Consider the following 17,689-nt stretch of genomic DNA (forward strand, 5'->3'; position numbering starts at 1 on the left):
TCCCGCAGCGGCCCTCCTGCTCCGTCGAGTGAGCGCCTGCGGCGTTTCCGGCGCCGGAGACCCTCGTTCCCGGCAAGATCCGTGCGCAAGGTTCCAGCCACACCGTCGACGAACGCCTCCGGCATGCGGAGGGAAGTTGATCACTTGTACCCCAAACCCGATAGGCTCCGTCGCGGCGCGGCGAGTTGACTCGAACTCACTCGGCCGCTGTCGCGCTGCCCGCTCGATGTGTGCGGCGCCCGCAAGCCGTTGTTCGATTGTGTTGCTCTCGAAGGATGCAGATGGAACGTGCCACTCCACCACCGGCGACACGTGCCCCCGTCGCCTGGTACGGCTGGTGGCTGATGCCGCTGGCCTTAGGAGCCGGAACCGTCGCCGCCGCAGTGGCGGGACCTGAACAGGTGCAGATACCCGCGACGTTCGCGGGTTCCGCGGTCACCGTCGCAGGCGCGGCCTGCGTGAGGCTCCTCGTCCGGACCCGGACCCGACTCGGCCGCGCGAAGGACGACTTCCTCTCGGCCCAGACCGAGCACTCCCAGCAGCGCTACGCGGATGTGCGCAGCAGGGAACAGGGATTCGCGGCCGAACGCTCCGCCGCCGAGGCGAAACTCGGCGAGCGGACGGCGGCCTTCGAGGCCCGGCTCGCGGAGCAGGCCGAGGCCTACGAGGCCGGTCTCGCCTCGCGGACCCGCGCCATGGAGGAGAACCTCGCACTCCAGCAGGCGGCCGTCGCCAGGCTCGGAGACAGTGACCTCCCCGAAGCGATCGGGCGACTGCGTGACGGCGAGGCCATCGACGACATCCTGGACGAGGTCGGACAGGACGCCGACGCGAGTCCACAACTGCGCGCCGCGCGACGCAAGGTCCTCAGAACCGCGCTGCTCGGTGTCGAAGAAGAGCTGAATCGTTCCACCTCGGCCGAACAGGCCGTGGTCGGCATCGGCAGCCGGATCCACGTGCTGACGGGCCGCCTGCGCGGACGGCTGCACGAGATGCAGGGCGAACACGGGCGGCTGCCCACGGTGGCCCAGGGGCTCATGGAGCTCGACCAGGAGATCGGCCCCGCCGACTGCCTCGCGGCCAGCATCGGAGTGCTCGGTGGCTCGGACCGGCCCGGACGCCAGTGGCAGGAACCCCAGCGGCTGCTCAGCGTGGTGCGGGGCGGCATAGGGCGCATCAAGGACTTCAACCGCGTCCAGGTCCGGCACCTGCCCGAACTCGGTGTCGACGGCGGCCTGGTGGATCACCTCACGCTGATCTTCGCCCACCTCCTCGACAACGCGGCACGCTACTCGCCGCCCACCGAGCCCGTGGTCGTCTCCGGCAAGGAGGTTCCCAACGGTGTCGGCATCGAGATCCAGGACGCGGGCAAGGGCCTGAGCGACGAACGCAAGCGCGAGGCGGAGCAGTCCATCGCGGGCACCTCGAAGGGCCCCGGCCTCGGAGGCATCTCGGAGGACGCCAACCTCGGCCTGCGCGTGGTCGGTGCCCTGGCGCGCCGCTACGGCATCCGGGTCACCTTCGCGGACTCGCCGTGGCTCGGTACCTCCGTGGTCGTGGTGGTTCCCCACAAGTACTTCAGCCACCTGCCCGCCCCCGTGACCGAGTCGGCCGTGCCCGCCGCGGGAAGGGCCCAGCCGGCCGCCCTCGCCCCGGGACGGGCGGAGCCGGCGGCCCCCGAACCGGCGGCGTTCGCCGCGCCCGCGGCGAGCACCGAGGCCACCGGAACCATGGACACCACACCCGGCGGCCTGCCGCGACGCAGGAGCAGGCGGCCGGACGCGCCGAGCGCCCGCCCGGCCACCGCCGACCGGGCCACGGAGTCCATGGCCGCCGTGCCGCCGGACGCCTCGTTCGCCGGCCTCGCCGCCTTCGCCACGGCCGGACGCGAGAGCGCCCCGCCCGGAGCGACGACCGCGCAGGCCGGACCGGACCCCCGTGGGACGACTTCCGGCCGCGAGACCAACCGCACTGAAGAGAGCGACCACTCCACATGACGCAACAGGGAACCGACGTGAGCTGGGCACTCCGGGATCTGACGGAGAGCATCCGGGAGATCCGCTTCGCCCTCGTGGCCTCCAGCGACGGCAAGGCCATCACCTCCTACGGCGCCGACGACCCCGACGACGTGGACCGCTTCGCCGCCGTGGTCGCCGGCCTGCAGGCCCTCGCGCAGCCCGTGGCCGAGCAGTTCCCCACCTACGCGGGACAGTTGCGCCTGGCGATGATCGAGGTCGACGGCGGTCACCTCTTCGTGGTGCGGGCCGGTGTGGAGACGTACCTCGGGGTCCTCGCCAAGGAGGGACTCGACCAGGGCCTGCTCGGACACCAGATGAGGGACCTGGCGCGCAGGATGGGTGAGCTTCTCGGCACCAGCCCGCGCCTGGAGGAGCACTCTGGATGAGTGGTCCCCGCCGACCGACGGACCCGCCCGGTCTCGAGCGCTACTACGTCCTCACCGGGGGACGCAGCGGACCGGGTGGTTCGGCGTCGACCCTGGACGTGGCGACCCTCATCATCTCCAACGCCGTGGCCGGGACCGGCCTGCAGCACGAGCACGAGGAGATTCTGCGGCGCTGCCGTGATCCGCTGTCGGTGGCCGAACTCGGCGCCCATCTCGGATTGCCCTTCAACATTCTCGCGGTACTCCTGGCCGATCTGCTGGACGCAGGCCGTGTCGAGGCCCGTGATCCCATCCCGGCGTCCGGCGCCGGCCGCGGGCCCGACCTCGCGCTCCTTGAGGAGGTACTCAGTGGACTTCAAAGGCTTTGACCATCCCGACCGGCAGCCGGCCGGGGGCACCCGCTCGGTGAAGGTGATGATCGCGGGCGGATTCGGTACCGGGAAAACCACCCTGGTGCGCTCGGTCAGCGACATCAAGCCGCTCACCACCGAGGAGACGCTGACCCAGGCCAGCGTGGACGTCGACGACCTGATCGGAGTGGCGGACAAGCAGGAGACCACCGTCAGTCTCGACTTCGGCAAGATCGGCATCAACGACGAGCTGGTGCTGTACCTGTTCGGGACACCCGGGCAGGAGCGTTTCTGGTTCCTGTGGAACGGCCTTTTCAAGGGTGCCCTCGGAGCCGTCGTGCTGGTGGACACCCGGCGACTCGCCTCCAGCTTCCGGGCGATCGAGGAGATGGAGCGGCAGGACGTGCCGTTCGTCATCGCCCTCAACATGTTCCCCGACTCCCGGAACCACCCGGTCGAGGAGATACGCGACGCCCTGGACATCCCCGAACACACCCCGGTCGTGACCTGCGACGCCCGCGACCGCAACTCCAGCCGCGACGTGCTGATCGCCCTGATCCGCCACCTCAAGGCACGCTCCGACGCCGCCCTGGAGCCCCGATGACCGATCACCCGGCGAACGACACGGACGGCACCCGCGGCTGCCCCGTCGCGCACGGCGGCGGGGACGACCTCACCCGGCTGTACGGGCCGGACGCGGCGATCGATCCGCAGGGCATCTACGGGCGGCTCCGCAAGGAGCACGGTGCGGTGGCACCCGTACTGCTGGAGGGAGACGTCCGCGCCTGGCTGGTCCTCGGCTACCGCGAGAGCCGGCGTGTGCTCGACAACCCCCTCCAGTTCAGCCGGGACTCACGCATCTGGCGGGACTGGAAGGAAGGGGGCGTCGAGGAGACGTCGCCACTGATCCAGATGCTCGGCTGGCGCCCCGACTGCGTGTCCCAGGACGGCGAACCCCACCGCAGGCTGCGCAGGGCCGTCACCGACAACCTGGACACGCTCGCGGGACGGGGCATCCGGCGCCACGTCACGCACTTCGCGAACAAGCAGATCGACGCGTTCGCCGGGAAGGGCAGCGCCGACCTGGTGGCGGAGTACGCCGAGTACCTGCCGATGCTCGTGCTGACACGGCTGTTCGGGCTCCCGGCGGCCGGAGGGCGCAGCCTCGCGGTTTCCTGTGCCCAGGTCATCAAGGGCGGTCCGGACGCCCTCGAGCACAACGACCGCATCATGCAGATCCTCGGGGAACTCGCCGAACGCAAGCGTGCCGAGCCCGGCCCCGACTTCACCACCGGGCTGCTCGGGCACGCCGCGGGTCTCGACGAGGAGGAGATCCTCAGCCATCTGCGCCTGGTGCTGATCACCGCCCACACCACGACAAGCAACCTGCTGGCCCGGGTGCTGGAACTGGTCCTCACCGACGCCTCCCGGCTCGCGGGGCTCGTCAGCGGCCAGCGGTCCGTGTCCGAGGTCGTCGAGGAGGTCATGTGGAACACCCCGCCGCTGGCCGTCCTCCCGGGGCGTTTCGCCACGGCGGACCTCGAACTCGGCGGTGCGCAGGTCAAGGAGGGCGACCTGCTGGTGCTGGGGCTGGCGGCGGGCAACCTCGACCCGGACATCCGGCCGGACCCGGGGGTCTCCGTGCACGGCAACCAGTCGCACCTCGCGTTCAGCGGCGGACCTCATGAGTGCCCCGGCCAGAACATCGGCCAGGCCATCATCGAGACCGCCGTCGACGTCCTGCTGCACCGGCTGCCCGGGCTGCGCCTGTCGGTACCCGCCGACGAACTCACCGCGACCGCCTCCACCTGGGAAGCGCGCCTGGACAGCCTCCCGGTCGAGTTCGCCGCGGTCTGACCGGCCCCCCGTCCCCACTCGGCGTCACGCCCGGCCGGTCCTTCCGGCCGGGCGTGACGTCCTGTCAGACGGTGAGCAGATCGTCCAGCGATCCCCTGCCCGCCAGCTCGGCCGTGGCGGCCGGGCCCTCCTTCGCTGCGGCGTACCGGCCCGAGGTCAGCGCCCACTCGTAGTTGCCGCTGATCCAGTGCTGGATGGCTTCCACGCCCATCCGCACCTGGTCCCGCTGCTCGGGGCCGAGACCGAGCTCCTCACACATCACCGGGACGCGCGCCTCGAGTTCGAGGTACTCCTCCAGGCACCGGACGGTCATGCGGTACGCCTCGTCGGCGGCCTGCTCCCACGTACCGCCGCGCTCCCGGTGCAGCACGGCGATGAGGTTGTGGCCGTCACCGCGGCGCCTCTCCCGCTCGAAGGAGTGGATGTCGTTCATGAAACCGATGGTGTCCGCGGCGAGGTCCCGCATCCTGACCATCAGGTCGTGCGCCTGCACCTGGGCCGGCACCTCGAAGCCGCGGCTGCGTTCACCCGCGTCGATGCTGTGGTGGATGCCCACGGTACGGCGGCGGAAGTCCGCGTACTCCTCGATGCCGAGGGTTCCGGCCCGGCCCTCGGCCGCCAGGTCGACCTCCTCGGTGTGCGCCACGAGGAAGCGCCCCCAGGAGGCGGCGAAACGGGTCCTCCACGTCAGGGACATGCCATCCGAGAGCTGGGCCCACACCTCGGCCCAGGCCACGGTGATCGGGCAGACCACGCGGGGGGCCGTCCCCGCGGGCCGGAGCGGCGTGGCTATCAGCTCCCGCGCGACCGCCGCTATGCGGTCCGCGCGGTCGGGGCTCCCGGAGTCGAACTGGTCGTCGAACAGGAAGGCCAGGGAGAACCAGTTCATCAGGACGACCATGTCCTCGGCCGAGGCGTGCGGGTAGGTCCGTGCCGCCGCCTGGGGGAGGTCCCAGGACCGGTACTCCTCGAACCCGGCCTGGCTGCGCACCAGGCCCGTCTCCCACACCCAGCGCAGGTGGCGCTCCCGGGCGTGGGCGAGGTGCTCGCTGACCGGGGCCTCGAAGGGGAGGTCGAACGTGACGTCCTGCGGCATTGGCGTCCTCTCTTGAGACGATTCGCAGGCCCCCGCCCCTGCGACAGGGCGATCGAAGTTGACGCCCATTGACTCGAAGTGCACGTTTTGGGCAGCAATTTGACGACCCGTCATCTGCGCTCCGAGACTGCCCAGACCCTAAACGATCTATGCCACAAGATCGACTCGGAGAGTCCTTTCCGGAATGAGCGCTTCACCGTGCTCCGGACTTCTCCGCCCGAACCGGTCGCGGCGGAGTGCGTGGAGGTCGGCAAGCGGTCACGCGACATCCGTCGACGCGACCGCGGACGCCCCCTGGTATACCTGTGCGTTCACCGACGAGGGGGAGTGGCGGGATGGCTCAGGACGGGTCCGTGCACCTGAGGGACGCGACCGCCGGGGACGCGGCGGAGATCACCCGGGTCTTCCTCGCCTCGCGGGCCGCCGCGCTGCCCGGTCTGCGGCGTGTGCACAGCGACGAGGACACGCTCGCCTGGATCACCCACGTCGTGCTGCCCGGCAGCAGGGTGTGGGTGGCCGAGGGGGAGGCGGGGGAACTGCTGGGCTTCGCCTCGCTGGACGGGGGCGAACTCGACCAGCTCTACCTGCGCCCCGACGCGTTGCGGCAGGGCGTCGGCACGCGGCTGCTGGAGCGGGTGAAGGAGGCGTCGGCGGGGGAGCTGAGCCTGTACACCTTCCGGCGCAACTACGCCGCACGCGCCTTCTACGAGCGGCACGGCTTCGTCGCCGTGGCGTACGACGACGGCAGCCGCAACGAGGAGGGGGAGCCGGACGTGCTGTACCGGTGGACGGCGGTCCGCTGACCGGGAGTCCCCGGGCCGTCAGATGACCGGCGGGCGGCCCAGACGCGTCATGCGCCACACCGTGCCCCAGCGCATCGGCCGGCGTTCGCCGCACTCGGTACGCGTTCCCTCCGCGAAGCCGGCCGCCCAGGCACGGAGCCCGGACACCGAGCGGGTGCGGGCGACGGTGAGCAGGATCCAGGTGCCGAGGTAGGCGGGGACCAGGAGGACGGGCAGGTTGCGGCGGGCCAGCCAGACCCGGTTGCGGGCCGTCATGCGGTAGTAGACGGCGTGCCGGGCCGGGGAGGTCCTGGGGTGCTGGAGCAGCAGCCCGGGCTCGTAGAGGATCTTCCAGCCCGCGTCGAGCGCACGCCAGGACAGGTCCGTCTCCTCGTGCGTGAAGAAGAACTCGGCGGGCCAGGGGCCGGTTTCGGCGAGCATCTTCATCGAGAGCGCGTGACCGCCGCCGAGGAACGCGGTGACCGGTCCGCCGCGCATCGGGTCCTTGGCGCGGAGACGCGGGACGTGCCGGCGCTGGGTCTCGCCGTGTTCGTCCGCGATGCGGAAACCGACGATGCCGAGCCCGGGGTCGGCGGCGTACAGCTCCCGGACCGTGCGGAACACGTCCTTGTCCACCAGGAGTCCGTCGTCGTCCAGCTCGATCACCACGTCCACGTCGCCGAAGCCGGCGAGCGCGTCGAGGGCCTCGTTACGGCCGCCGGGGCAGCCGAGGTTCTCGTCGAGTTCGAGCATGGTCACGCCGCCGACGAGATCCGTGAGGCCCGGGAAGGAGCCGTAGTCGGGGAGGGGGGAGCCGTTTCCCACGACGACCACGCGGGAGGGCCGCACGTCCTGCATGGCCACCGACGCCAGCAGCGCCTCGACCTGCTCAGGACGGTCTCCCATGGTCACGACGGACACACCGATGCGTGGTTCGGACAAGGCTCGGCTCCTGGGTTCCCGGTGGCTGCACGACCGCGGTTCCCCGCGGTGCCCGTGATCGTAACGCCTCGTGTTCAGCCGTCGGCGGGCGCCCGGTCACCGGGATGCCGGTCCTCGTTCAGCCGGGCGTAGATCAGCATGTCCCGGCGTCGCCCCCCGATCTCCTGCCAGCCGCGCAGCAGGCCCTCGCACCGGTAGCCGGCGCTCTCGGCGGTCCGTACCGAGGCCGCGTTCCAGGGCTCGATGAGGAGTTGGGTCCGTGGGATGCGCAGCTCGTGCAGGGCCCACGTGGTGACCGTGCGCAGTGCCGCCCCCGCGACCCCCTGGCCGCGTCCCGGAGCCGTCATCCAGTAGCCGAGCGTCGCCCGGCCCTCGGCCGCGTCCGTGAGCCGGATCCCGATGGAACCGACCGGCCGCCGGTCCCGGGTGCGCGCGATGGCGAACTGATACCCGGTCCCGGTGGCCGCCCGGTCCCACTGGCGCCGGACGAAGGCCTCGGCCGCCTCGTCGGAGTACGGCGAGGGGATCGTGGTGATCAGCGGGATGTAGTCGTCCTCCGCCGCCTCCCGGACGAGGGGCAGGTCGCTCATCTCCCACGGACGCAGGACGAAATCGGCTCCGGCGGTCATGCTGGGGACGGTCAGCGGTAGTGCCATGCCCGTCATCCTGCCGGTACCGCGCCCCGCCGCACCGGCCCGACTCACCCGGCGGACGTCCGGCTGCCGGGCCGGCCGAGGAACGCCCCGGCGAGCAGTGCTCCCGCGAGGACGAGGACGGAGTTGACCAGGACCGCCGCCGAGACCCCCGACAGCACCGCTCCGGGCCCGGTGGCCGCGCCCGTCCGGGCGGTGACGATCGCGCTCATGACCGGGATGCCCATCGTGATCCCGACCTGCTGCGTCATCGTGGCCAGCCCGGTGGCCAGACCCTGCTCCGTGTCGGGGAGACCGGAGGTGGCGGTCACCATGAAGCCCACGATCATCAGCATGTTGCCGACGCCGCCGACGAACGTCGCGGCCAGCAGGAGCGCGATCCAGCCGTGGGAGGTGCCGAGCGCCACCAGCGAGAGCGTCGCGGCGGCCTGGACGACGCCGCCGGTGACGATCGTGCGCCGGTTGCCGAACCTGCCGACCGCCCGGCCGCCGAGCAGGCCGCCGACGACGGTACCGGCACCCAGGACGCCGAAGGCGAGTCCCGTGGCGAGCGGGGAGTAGCCGAGGACCTCCTGGAGGTAGAGCGTCAGCAGGAAGACGAGGGAGGTCTCGGTGACGAAGGCGATCAGCCCGGTGGCGTTCCCCCAGACGACGCTGCGCCGCCGCAGGATGTGCACGGGCACCAGGGGCGCTTCGGCCCGCTTCTCGACGTACCAGAACCCGGTGAGGAGCGCGACGCCCGCGAGAAGGGTGGTCAGCGTGGCCGGTGTGGTCCAGCCGGACTCGCCGGCCCGCGTCAGCCCGTGGACGAGGAGGAGCAGGCCGCCGGTGACGGCCGCGGCGCCCGGCAGGTCCAGCTTCGGGCGCTCGGACGGCCGGGACTCGGAGAGCACGGACGGGGCGAGGGCGACGACGAGCGCGGCGACGGGGACGTTGACGAAGAAGGCCCAGCGCCAGGAGAGCAGGTCGGTCAGCAGCCCGCCGAGGATCGCCCCCGCCGTGAAACCGGCGGACATCAGGGCGCCGTTGAGACCGAGCGCCCGCTCGCGGAGCGGACCCTCCCTGAAGGCCGTGGTGAGCAGCGCGAGCCCGGCAGGGGTGACCGCGGCGGTGGCCAGGCCCTGCAGGACGCGCGCGGTGAGCAGGGCCTCCGGCGAGGTGGCCAGCCCGCCGAGGAGCGAGGAGAGGCCGAGGACGACCATGCCGCCGACGAACAGCCTCTTGCGGCCGACGAGATCGGCGACACGCGCGAACAGCAGGGTGAATCCGGCGGCGGCGAGGGCGAACGAGGTGGCGATCCACTGGAGGTGGGCGAGGGGGAACCCGAGCCCCTCGCCGACGGCCGGCAGGGCGACGTTCAGGATCGAGAAGTCGACGGCGATCATGAACTGCGCACCGAGGAGGAGGACGAGGACGAGCTTCTGGCGGCCGGTCATGCGCACGGCCGGAGTCCGGGGAGGCGCGGTGACGGATGCCGAGCTGGACGTGGACATGGGGTGCCCTTCCTGGAGGCCCGAAGGCATTAACGGTACTGTGGTGCCGTTAAGATGGGCTCACCGTAGCAGGGATTGGTCGTTTAATGGAACTGGAGACCCGTTATGGATGCGATGGATGGGGAGCCGGGCACGGTCCGGCCCGGTGGGCGCACGGCCCGCGTGCGGGAGTCCGTGCTGCGCGCGGCCGGTGACGCACTCGTCGAGCAGGGCTTCGACGGGCTCGACCTCGCCGATGTCGCCCGCCGCGCCGAGGTCGGCAAGACCACGGTCTACCGGCGCTGGTCCACCACGGCGGGACTGGTCGCCGACCTGCTGACGGACATGGCGGAGCAGTCCGTCCCGCGCAGCGACACGGGGTCCCTGGACGAGGACCTCCGGGCCAACGCGCGGCTCGTGGTGCGCACACTGACCGACGCCCGCCAGGGCCCCCTCTTCGCGGCCGTCGTCGCGGCGGCGACCTGCGACGTCCGGACGGCCGAGGCCCTGCACCGCTTCTACGCGGTGCGCATCGAGGAGTGGGCCGGCTGTGTCGACGCGGCGGTCATGCGCGGCGACCTGCCCCCCGGTACCGACGCGGGCGAGGTGATCCGGGCGGTGTCGGCACCCCTCTACTACCGCCTCCTGGCCAGCGGCGACCCGCTCGACGAGGCGGTCGCCGACCGGGCGGCTGCGGCGGCGGCGGCGGCCGCCAGGGCGGGTGTGTACGTGAGCTGACGGGGGTGTGCGGCGACGGGCCGGAGGGTGGCGCTTGACTTCTCGTGCACTCCAACTCCTAGCTTCTGCGGCATGCGAACGGAAACGGAATGGCAGCGGAGAACGCTCGACGGCGGGACGGACACGGGTGCACTCGGCTTCGGGTGCTGGGCGATCGGAGGTGAGTGGTCGACGCCCGACGGCAGCCCGCTCGGCTGGGGCAAGGTCGACGACGACGAGTCGGTGGCCGCGGTACGCCGGGCGCTCGACCTGGGGGTGACCTTCTTCGACACCGCGGACGTGTACGGCGCGGGGCACAGCGAACGGGTGCTGGGCAGGGCGCTGGCGGGCCGACGGGACGAGGCCGTCGTGGCCACCAAGTGGGGCAACCTCTTCGACGAGCGGACCCGGACGATGGACGGTGCCGACAACTCACCCGAGTACGCCCGTCGGGCGCTCGTCGCCTCGCTGCGCAGGCTGGGCACCGACCGGATCGACCTGTACCAGCTTCACCTCGGCGACGTCCCGCTCGACCGGGCGGCGGAACTGCGCGACGTCTGCGAGGAGTTCGTGGCCGAGGGGCTCATCAGAGCCTACGGGTGGAGCACCGACGACCCGGAACGCGCCGCGCTGTTCGCCGGAGGTGACCACTGCGCGGCCGTCCAGCACGCCTGCAACGTGCTGGAGGACGCACCCGGGATGCTGGACCTCAGCGAGGAGCGAGGCCTGATCAGCGTCATCCGGAGCCCCTTGGCCATGGGCCTCCTCGCCGGCGACCGGGGCCGGGGCCGGCGGGCGGACGCGGGCGACATCCGGTCCGTCCCGCCCGCCTGGCTGAGCTGGTTCGAGCCGGGCGGGGAGCCGGCGGAGCACTGGGCGAAGCAGGTCGAGGCCGTCCGCGAGGTGCTGACGGCCGACGGCCGCACCCTGGCCCAGGGGGCCATCGGCTGGCTCTGGGCGCGCAGCGGACGGACGGTGCCGATCCCCGGCTTCCGGACCGTCGCGCAGGCCGAGGAGAACGCGGCCGCCCTCACCCACGGCCCGCTGCGGCACGGGCAGATGGAGGAGATCGCCGGCCTGCTCGCCTGAAGCCCGGCACGCCGGTCCGTCCGCACGGGCGGGCCGGCCGCCGCCCGTGCGGACGGACCGGGGTCAGGCCTTGCGGGCCACCGCCACGTACTCCCCGCTGTGCGCGCTCTCCTGGCCGGGGACCGGATCGCCGAGCTCCGGGTGCCACTCCTCGGCGGCCAGGATCCCGGGAGCGACCAGGTCGAGCCCGTCGAAGAAGCGGGCGAAGCGGTCGCGGTCGCGCATGTCCAGGGTCAGACCGTTGGCCTTGTACATGTCGCGGACCTTCCGGGACGCCTCCTCGGGGTGGAAGTCCGGAGTGAGGTGCGAGATCACCAGACAACTGCCGGGCGCCAGCGCTGCCGTCAGCCGCTCCACCACCTCGTAGGCGCCCATCTCGTCACTCAGGAAATGCAGCAGCGCGTTCAGGGACAGGCCGACCGGGCGGTCGAAGTCGAGGACCCGCCCGGCTTCGGCCAGGATGCGGTCGGTCTCCCGGGCGTCGGCCTGTACATAGCCGAGAGCCCCCTCAGGGGTCCCGTTCAGCAGGGCCTGGGCGTGGCTGAGGACCACGGGGTCGTTGTCGCCGTAGACGACCCGGGCGTCCGGAGCGATCGCCTGGGCCACCTGGTGCAGGTTGGGTTCGGTGGGGATCCCGGTGCCTATGTCCAGGAACTGGCGGATCCCCTGCCCGGCCATCCACCGGGTGGCCCGGTGGGTGAACGCCCGGTTCATCCGCGCCATGACGGGGATGACGGGAGCGAACGCGGTAAGCCGCTTGCCCAGCTCCTCGTCCACCGGGTAGTTGTCCTTGCCACCGAGGTACCAGTCGTACAGCCGCGCCGGGTGCGGCTTGCTGGTGTCGATGTGTGCAGGGGCCATCGCCGTCCCGTCCTCCGATGCGGACATCCCGTGGGCGGGGATGCCGAATGACCGATCAACCTGGCAGCAGCATAGGCAAGTTGGATGGGTGCGCGGCGGGGTGGGCCCACTTCGGGGAGGTGGCGGGGGCGCGGCGGCCGGACCCCCGCCCGCCCGTCAGCCGATACGGGTGCCCGTGCCGCTCACCCTGACCCGGGGGTCACCCGGCCGCAGCTCGACGGTGAGGGTGCCGGGGCGCCCCATGTCCGCGCCCTGGTGCAGGGTGAGGACCGTGTCGTCCGGGACCAGCCCGAGCTCGCGTGCGTACGCGCCGAACCCGGCGGCCGCCGCGCCCGTCGCAGGGTCCTCGACGACGCCGCCGACCGGGAACGGGTCGCGGACGTGGAAGACGGTGGCGGACTCCCGCCACACCAGCTGCACGGTCGTCAGGTCGAGTCGGTGCATGAGGGCTTCCAGACGGGCGAAGTCGTACGCCAGGTCCGCCAGCCGTTCCCGGCTCGCGGCTGCCAGCACCAGGTGGCGGGCGCCCGCGTACGCGACGCGTGGCGGCAGTGCGGGGTCCAGGTCTGCGGCCGGCCAGTCCAGGGCGGCCAGGGCCTCCGCCAGGTCCTCGGGGGCGGCGTCCTCGATACGCGGTTCGACGCTGGTGAGGGTGGCGCGGAGCTCACCGCCCTCGCGGACGACGGTGACCGGCACCAGGCCCGCGGCGGTGGAGAACACCAGGTCGCCCGGGCCGTCCCGCTCGGCGAGTGCGACGGCGGCGGCGACGGTGGCATGGCCGCAGAAGGGGACTTCGGCCTTCGGGCTGAAGTAGCGGACGGTGTGACCGCCGCGTCCGTCCGGGTCGGTGAGGAAAGCCGACTCGCTGTAGCCCAACTCCGCGGCGACGGCGAGCATCTCCGTGTCGTCGAGCCCGGAGGCGTCCAGGACGATCCCGGCGGGGTTACCCCCCTCTGGATCGGCGGAGAACGCGGTGTAGCGGAGGACCTCGGTGCCGGAGTGTGTACTCATGCCACGGGCCAACCAGGGCCCGGGGCCGCGCATTCCCGGTGGCGTCACGGAGTGCCACCGGGAGACGTGCGGGGTGGTCCGGGGTCCTGACTCCCCGGACCACCCCCTGGCCGCGCCCACGGACCCCCCGGCCGTGGCGGCCCGTTCACCTCGGTCAGTGGCAGACCTTCACGCCGTTGCCCTTGCCCCAGGAGCAGGAGTCCAGGAGGGTGCCGCTCGGCCTGATCAGCCGGGCCTTGTCGCCGGTGTTGTTCCAGACGTACGAGCCGCGGTTCCAGTACACGTGCGCCCCGGAGTTCTTGCCCTTGCCCGTGTGGACCCGGACCGTCTTGCCCGCGGCGACGGTGAAGCCCGGGAAGGTGTACGTGTAGCCGGTGTCGTCCTTCAGCTTGTAGCCCTTGAGCTGCAGCTTGGACTTGCCGTTGTTGTGGATGTCCACGTACTCGGCGTTGAGGGACGTGTTCGTCCGGGTGTCCTTGCCGGGGCTGTCGTACTGGATCTTGCCGAGGTGCAGCCCGCCCTGATGGGAGGCCGCCGAGGCCGGGGCCGAGGCGAGGAGAGAGCCGGCCAGTGCGGTGGCGGCGGCCAGGGCGAGGGGCGCGGCGGTACGTATGTGCATGCTGCGTGGTCCTTCTGTGTTCTTTCAGTGAAGGTCAGTAGCATACGGGCGGTGGGCGCTCGCTTGGCCCCACAGACGAAAATTGGCAATTTCTGTCATTTGTCGGTCAGTTCAGGGCAAGCTCTGGCCGTGGTTGATCAGCCGCGACCCACGTACGGCATGGCTGTCGCCAGCACCGTCGCGAACTGGACGTTGGCCTCCAGGGGCAGCTCGGCCATGTGCAGGACCGTCCGGGCCACGTCGTCGGCCGCCATGACCGGTTCGGCCGCCACCTCGCCGTTGGCCTGGAGGACGCCCGCGCTCATCCGCTCGGTCATGTCCGTCGCCGCGTTGCCGATGTCGATCTGCCCGCAGGCGATCCGGTACGGCCGCCCGTCCAGCGACAGCGACTTCGTCAGGCCGGTCACCGCGTGCTTGGTCGCCGTGTAGGCGACGGAGTGCGGCCGCGGCGCGTGGGCCGAGACCGACCCGTTGTTGATGATCCGTCCGCCCTGCGGGTGCTGCTCCTTCATCAGGCGGTACGCGGCCTGGGCGCACAGGAACGTCCCCGTCAGGTTGACGTCCACCACCGTCCGCCAGTCCTCGTACGCGAGGTCCTCGACCGGTGTCGAGCGCGGCCCGAACGTCCCCGCGTTGTTGAACAGCAGGTCGAGCCGGCCGAAGCGGTCCCGTACGGAGTCGAAGAGCGCGGTCACCTCGTCCGGATCGCTCACGTCGGTGGGCAGGCGGACCGTGGTGCCCGGACCGGCCGCGGCGGCCGTCTCCTCCAGTGCCTCGGCCCGCCGCCCCGCCAGGGCCACCGTCCAGCCCGCACCCGTGAGAGTAAGGGCGACCGCCCTGCCGATCCCCGATCCCGCGCCCGTGACGACGGCGATTCTCTGCTCAGCGTTCATGGCCCGGCAGCGTACGGGAGGTTTCGTGGCGCCCGGCACCGGGTGCTCATCGCACCGCCATACGGATGTGGTGTACGTGCCAACGGAAAGTCGTCGCCCCGCACTCCAATGCCTCTGACAGCATCCGGCAGGGGAGGGGCATATGACACCCGCACAGATCAGCAGGACGCCCGGCCAGGACGGCCATTCCGCCGAGCTCCGCGACGCCGCGCGCAGGCTCGCGTCCGGGGTGGGCCGCCGCCGTTTCCTCACCGTCACCGGTGCCGCCGCCGCACTCGCCTTCGCGGCCGGCCTGCCCGGCGCGGGCACCGCCGCGGCCGCCGAGCTCGACGCCCGGAGGATCACCGAGGACCCCTTCACCCTCGGGGTGGCGTCCGGGGACCCGCTGCCCACGTCCGTGCTCCTGTGGACCAGACTCGCGCCCCGCCCCTACGACGCCGACGGCGGACTGCCCGCCGAGCGCGTCGAGGTCCGCTGGGAGATCGCCCGCGACGAGCGCTTCCGCCGGACCGTCAGGCGCGGGACCGCCACCGCCCACCCGGAGTTCGGGCACAGCGTGCACGTGGACGTGAACGGGCTCGAGCCCGACCGGGGCTTCTACTACCGCTTCCGTGCCGGGGACTGGACCAGCCCCACCGGCCGCACCCGCACCGCGCCCTCCCGTGGCGCCCGCAACAGCTCCCTGACCCTGGCCGCCGTCTCCTGCCAGGCTTACCACGACGGTTACTTCACCGCCTACCGGCACCTCGCCGACGAGGACGTCGACGTGGTCTTCCACCTCGGCGACTACCTCTACGAGTACGCGGTCACGGCGGCCGGCGGCGCCCGCGCTTACACCGACCGCGTCCTGCCCGGCCACTTCAACCGCGAGACGCTCACGCTGGACGACTACCGCATGCGGTACGGCCTCTACAAGTCGGACCCGGACCTGCGCGCCGCACACGCCGCGCACCCCTTCGTCGTCACCTGGGACGACCACGAGACCGAGAACAACTACGCGGGCGACACACCGGAGAACAGCGTCCCCCCGGAGGACTTCCTGCTGCGCAGGGCCGCCGCCTACCGGGCGTACTGGGAGAACCAGCCGCTGCGCGCCCCGCAGCGCCCCACCGGGCCCGACATGCGGCTCTACCGCCGGCTGCGCTTCGGCCGGCTCGCCCAGTTCGACATCCTCGACACCCGCCAGTACCGCAGCAACCAGGCGTACGGCGACGGCTGGAAGGTCCCCGGGCCCGAGTCCGAGGACCCCTCGCGCACCATGACGGGAGCCGCCCAGGAGCGCTGGCTGATCGACGGCTGGAAGTCCTCCGACGCCCGGTGGAACGTCGTGCCCCAGCAGGTCACCTTCGCCCGGCGGCGCGACGTGCCGACCGACGCCTACAAGCTGTCCATGGACTCGTGGGACGGCTACCCCGCCTCCCGGCAGCGGATCATGGACGGCGCGGAGGCCGCCGGGATCGAGAACCTCATGGTCCTGACCGGTGACGTGCACGTCGGGTACGGCTTCGACCTCAAGAAGGACTTCGACGACCCGGCCTCCCGGACCGTCGGCACGGAGATCGTGGCCACCTCGATCGCCAGCGGCAAGGACGGCTCCGCGAAGCCGTCCAACTGGAACAACCTGACCCAGGCCAACCCGCACATGAAGTTCTACGACGGACGCCGCGGCTACGCGCTCGTCACCCTCGGAACGGACCGGGCACGTGCCGACTTCCGCACGGTGGCGGCGGTCACCACGCCCGGCGCACCGGTCGCCACGGCAGGCTCCTTCGTGACCGAGGCCGGCGACCCGGGGCTCACCCCCGCGTGACCCGCGGCCGGTACCGGGCCGGAACCTGCCGGCCCGGCCCGGGGAAGGGGCGGAAGGTCAGACGCGGTCGTCCGCCGGATAACGGACGCCGATCCGGTCACGCACCGCGTCGAGCGTCCGCATCACGGCGAGCGAACCCTCCAGCGGCACCAGCGGGGACTCCTTCTCGCCCGCCAGCAACGCGCGCGTCACCTCGGCCGCCTCGTACTGCATGCCCGTGAGGCCCTGAGGCCCCGGGCCCGCGACGACCTTCTCCGGATCCCGGCCCGGCCGGTGCAGGAAGAAGTGGTCCGGGTGGAAGAAGTCCCGCGGGAGGTCGATCCGTCCCGCCGTACCGGTGACGGTCGCCGACGTCGGCAGATCGCCGACGATCGAGCAGCTCAGCAGCGCCGTGGCACCGGAGTCCCAGCCCAGCAGCATCCCGGTGTTCAGGTCGACGCCCTCCGGGGAGAGCAGCGCGTCGGCCTGCACCCGGTCCGGCTCGCCGAGCAGCAGCTGTGCGAACGACACCGGGTAGACCCCGAGGTCCAGCAGCGCGCCGCCGCCCAGCGCGGGATCGCGCAGCCGGTGCTCGGCCCCGAAGGTGCCCGCGAAGCCGAAGTCCGCCTGCACCGTGCGGATCTCACCGATCGCGCCGTCCCGCACCAGCTCGGTGATCCGGCGCACCAGCGGATTGCAGTACGTCCACATGGCCTCCATCAGGAACAGCCCGCGCCCCCGCGCCAGATCGACCAGCTCCCGCGCCTCACGCGCGTTCAGGGTGAACGCCTTCTCGCACAGGACGTGCTTGCCGGCCTCCAGTGCGAGCCCGGCCGCCTCCCGGTGCGCCGAGTGCGGGGTGGCGACGTACACCACGTCGACGGAGTCGTCCGCGACGAGTTCCGCCCAACTGCCGTACGCCCGCTCGATCCCGAACTTCTCGGCGAACGCCCGCGCGGAGGCCTCGGTACGGGAGGCGACGGCCACGACCTCGGCCCCGGAGTCCTTCATCGCGAGCAGGTCCGCCGTGAACCTCGCGGCTATGCCGCCCGTCGCCAGTACACCCCAACGCACAGTCCCGCTCATGCCGCCCGCCCTCACACAAAAAGGTATCGACCACTACGACTGACCTGAGAGCATAGATGCGGATTCAA

General features: G+C 71.9%; 18 protein-coding genes. 9 read left to right on the forward strand and 9 right to left on the reverse strand.

Annotated features, from left to right (window positions below; translation table 11 throughout):
* Positions 1 to 281 precede the first annotated feature (281 nt).
* From LWJ43_RS23870 to LWJ43_RS23890, 5 genes are read left to right on the forward strand one after another with little or no spacing between them, the layout of a single operon-like run.
* A complete protein-coding gene (locus LWJ43_RS23870; RefSeq protein ID WP_277334255.1) occupies positions 282 to 1,997 on the forward strand; it encodes a sensor histidine kinase in 1,716 nt (571 codons plus the stop codon).
* Complete coding sequence (locus tag LWJ43_RS23875; protein WP_277334256.1) at positions 1,994 to 2,404, forward strand: roadblock/LC7 domain-containing protein; 411 nt, start codon at positions 1,994 to 1,996, stop codon at positions 2,402 to 2,404. The genes LWJ43_RS23870 and LWJ43_RS23875 overlap by 4 nt, the downstream gene beginning before the upstream one ends.
* Positions 2,401 to 2,772 carry a DUF742 domain-containing protein gene (locus tag LWJ43_RS23880; protein WP_277334257.1) on the forward strand — a complete coding sequence of 124 codons (372 nt, stop codon included), beginning with the start codon at positions 2,401 to 2,403 and terminating at the stop codon, positions 2,770 to 2,772. The genes LWJ43_RS23875 and LWJ43_RS23880 overlap by 4 nt, the downstream gene beginning before the upstream one ends.
* On the forward strand, positions 2,753 to 3,358 hold the full coding sequence (locus tag LWJ43_RS23885; protein ID WP_277334258.1) for a GTP-binding protein: 606 nt from the start codon (positions 2,753 to 2,755) through the stop codon (positions 3,356 to 3,358). Before LWJ43_RS23880 ends, LWJ43_RS23885 begins: the two co-directional genes overlap by 20 nt.
* A complete protein-coding gene (locus tag LWJ43_RS23890) occupies positions 3,355 to 4,611 on the forward strand; it encodes a cytochrome P450 (protein WP_277334259.1) in 1,257 nt (418 codons plus the stop codon). Before LWJ43_RS23885 ends, LWJ43_RS23890 begins: the two co-directional genes overlap by 4 nt.
* A gap of 64 nt (positions 4,612 to 4,675) precedes the next feature.
* On the opposite strand, the gene LWJ43_RS23895 is transcribed toward LWJ43_RS23890, so the two are convergent.
* Positions 4,676 to 5,707, reverse strand: coding sequence for a 7-epi-alpha-eudesmol synthase (locus LWJ43_RS23895; RefSeq protein ID WP_277334260.1), 1,032 nt, complete (start codon positions 5,705 to 5,707; stop codon positions 4,676 to 4,678).
* Between the two features lie 335 nt (positions 5,708 to 6,042).
* On the opposite strand from LWJ43_RS23895, the gene LWJ43_RS23900 reads away from it, so the two are divergent.
* Positions 6,043 to 6,510 carry a GNAT family N-acetyltransferase gene (locus tag LWJ43_RS23900; RefSeq protein ID WP_277334261.1) on the forward strand — a complete coding sequence of 156 codons (468 nt, stop codon included), beginning with the start codon at positions 6,043 to 6,045 and terminating at the stop codon, positions 6,508 to 6,510.
* Positions 6,511 to 6,528: 18 nt separating this feature from the next.
* Here LWJ43_RS23900 and LWJ43_RS23905 read toward each other — a convergent pair whose 3' ends face one another.
* The 3 genes from LWJ43_RS23905 to LWJ43_RS23915 form a co-directional block, all read right to left on the reverse strand.
* Positions 6,529 to 7,431 (reverse strand): glycosyltransferase family 2 protein, encoded by a 903-nt coding sequence (locus LWJ43_RS23905; RefSeq protein ID WP_277334262.1) that lies wholly within the window; start codon positions 7,429 to 7,431, stop codon positions 6,529 to 6,531.
* A gap of 74 nt (positions 7,432 to 7,505) precedes the next feature.
* Positions 7,506 to 8,087: a GNAT family N-acetyltransferase gene (locus tag LWJ43_RS23910; protein ID WP_277334263.1), complete on the reverse strand. Its 582-nt coding sequence runs from the start codon at positions 8,085 to 8,087 to the stop codon at positions 7,506 to 7,508.
* Between the two features lie 44 nt (positions 8,088 to 8,131).
* The gene (locus LWJ43_RS23915; RefSeq protein WP_277334264.1) at positions 8,132 to 9,577 is read right to left on the reverse strand and encodes an MFS transporter; all 1,446 of its coding nucleotides are present in this window, start codon (positions 9,575 to 9,577) and stop codon (positions 8,132 to 8,134) included.
* Positions 9,578 to 9,682: 105 nt separating this feature from the next.
* Between LWJ43_RS23915 and LWJ43_RS23920 the strand changes: the two genes are divergently transcribed.
* Together LWJ43_RS23920 and LWJ43_RS23925 are read left to right on the forward strand one after the other, a co-directional pair.
* Positions 9,683 to 10,294 carry a TetR/AcrR family transcriptional regulator gene (locus LWJ43_RS23920; RefSeq protein WP_277334265.1) on the forward strand — a complete coding sequence of 204 codons (612 nt, stop codon included), beginning with the start codon at positions 9,683 to 9,685 and terminating at the stop codon, positions 10,292 to 10,294.
* Positions 10,295 to 10,366: 72 nt separating this feature from the next.
* Positions 10,367 to 11,362 (forward strand): aldo/keto reductase, encoded by a 996-nt coding sequence (locus tag LWJ43_RS23925; protein WP_277334266.1) that lies wholly within the window; start codon positions 10,367 to 10,369, stop codon positions 11,360 to 11,362.
* Positions 11,363 to 11,425: 63 nt separating this feature from the next.
* On the opposite strand, the gene LWJ43_RS23930 is transcribed toward LWJ43_RS23925, so the two are convergent.
* From LWJ43_RS23930 to LWJ43_RS23945, 4 genes are all read right to left on the reverse strand, one after another.
* Entirely contained in the window at positions 11,426 to 12,223 is a 798-nt protein-coding gene (locus tag LWJ43_RS23930; protein ID WP_277334267.1) for an SAM-dependent methyltransferase, read from the reverse strand.
* A 156-nt stretch (positions 12,224 to 12,379) separates the two neighbouring features.
* Positions 12,380 to 13,234 (reverse strand): PhzF family phenazine biosynthesis protein, encoded by an 855-nt coding sequence (locus tag LWJ43_RS23935; protein WP_277334268.1) that lies wholly within the window; start codon positions 13,232 to 13,234, stop codon positions 12,380 to 12,382.
* Positions 13,235 to 13,388: 154 nt separating this feature from the next.
* The gene (locus LWJ43_RS23940; RefSeq protein WP_277334269.1) at positions 13,389 to 13,853 is read right to left on the reverse strand and encodes a lamin tail domain-containing protein; all 465 of its coding nucleotides are present in this window, start codon (positions 13,851 to 13,853) and stop codon (positions 13,389 to 13,391) included.
* 137 nt (positions 13,854 to 13,990) lie between these two features.
* Positions 13,991 to 14,746 (reverse strand): SDR family oxidoreductase, encoded by a 756-nt coding sequence (locus LWJ43_RS23945; RefSeq protein ID WP_277334270.1) that lies wholly within the window; start codon positions 14,744 to 14,746, stop codon positions 13,991 to 13,993.
* A 142-nt stretch (positions 14,747 to 14,888) separates the two neighbouring features.
* Here LWJ43_RS23945 and LWJ43_RS23950 point away from each other — a divergent pair, with 142 nt between their 5' ends.
* The gene (locus LWJ43_RS23950; RefSeq protein ID WP_277334271.1) at positions 14,889 to 16,556 is read left to right on the forward strand and encodes an alkaline phosphatase D family protein; all 1,668 of its coding nucleotides are present in this window, start codon (positions 14,889 to 14,891) and stop codon (positions 16,554 to 16,556) included.
* A gap of 57 nt (positions 16,557 to 16,613) precedes the next feature.
* Here LWJ43_RS23950 and LWJ43_RS23955 read toward each other — a convergent pair whose 3' ends face one another.
* The gene (locus LWJ43_RS23955; protein ID WP_277334272.1) at positions 16,614 to 17,621 is read right to left on the reverse strand and encodes a Gfo/Idh/MocA family protein; all 1,008 of its coding nucleotides are present in this window, start codon (positions 17,619 to 17,621) and stop codon (positions 16,614 to 16,616) included.
* Positions 17,622 to 17,689 lie beyond the last annotated feature (68 nt).

The organism is Streptomyces sp. JH34 (assembly GCF_029428875.1).
Classification (GTDB): Bacteria; Actinomycetota; Actinomycetes; order Streptomycetales; family Streptomycetaceae; genus Streptomyces.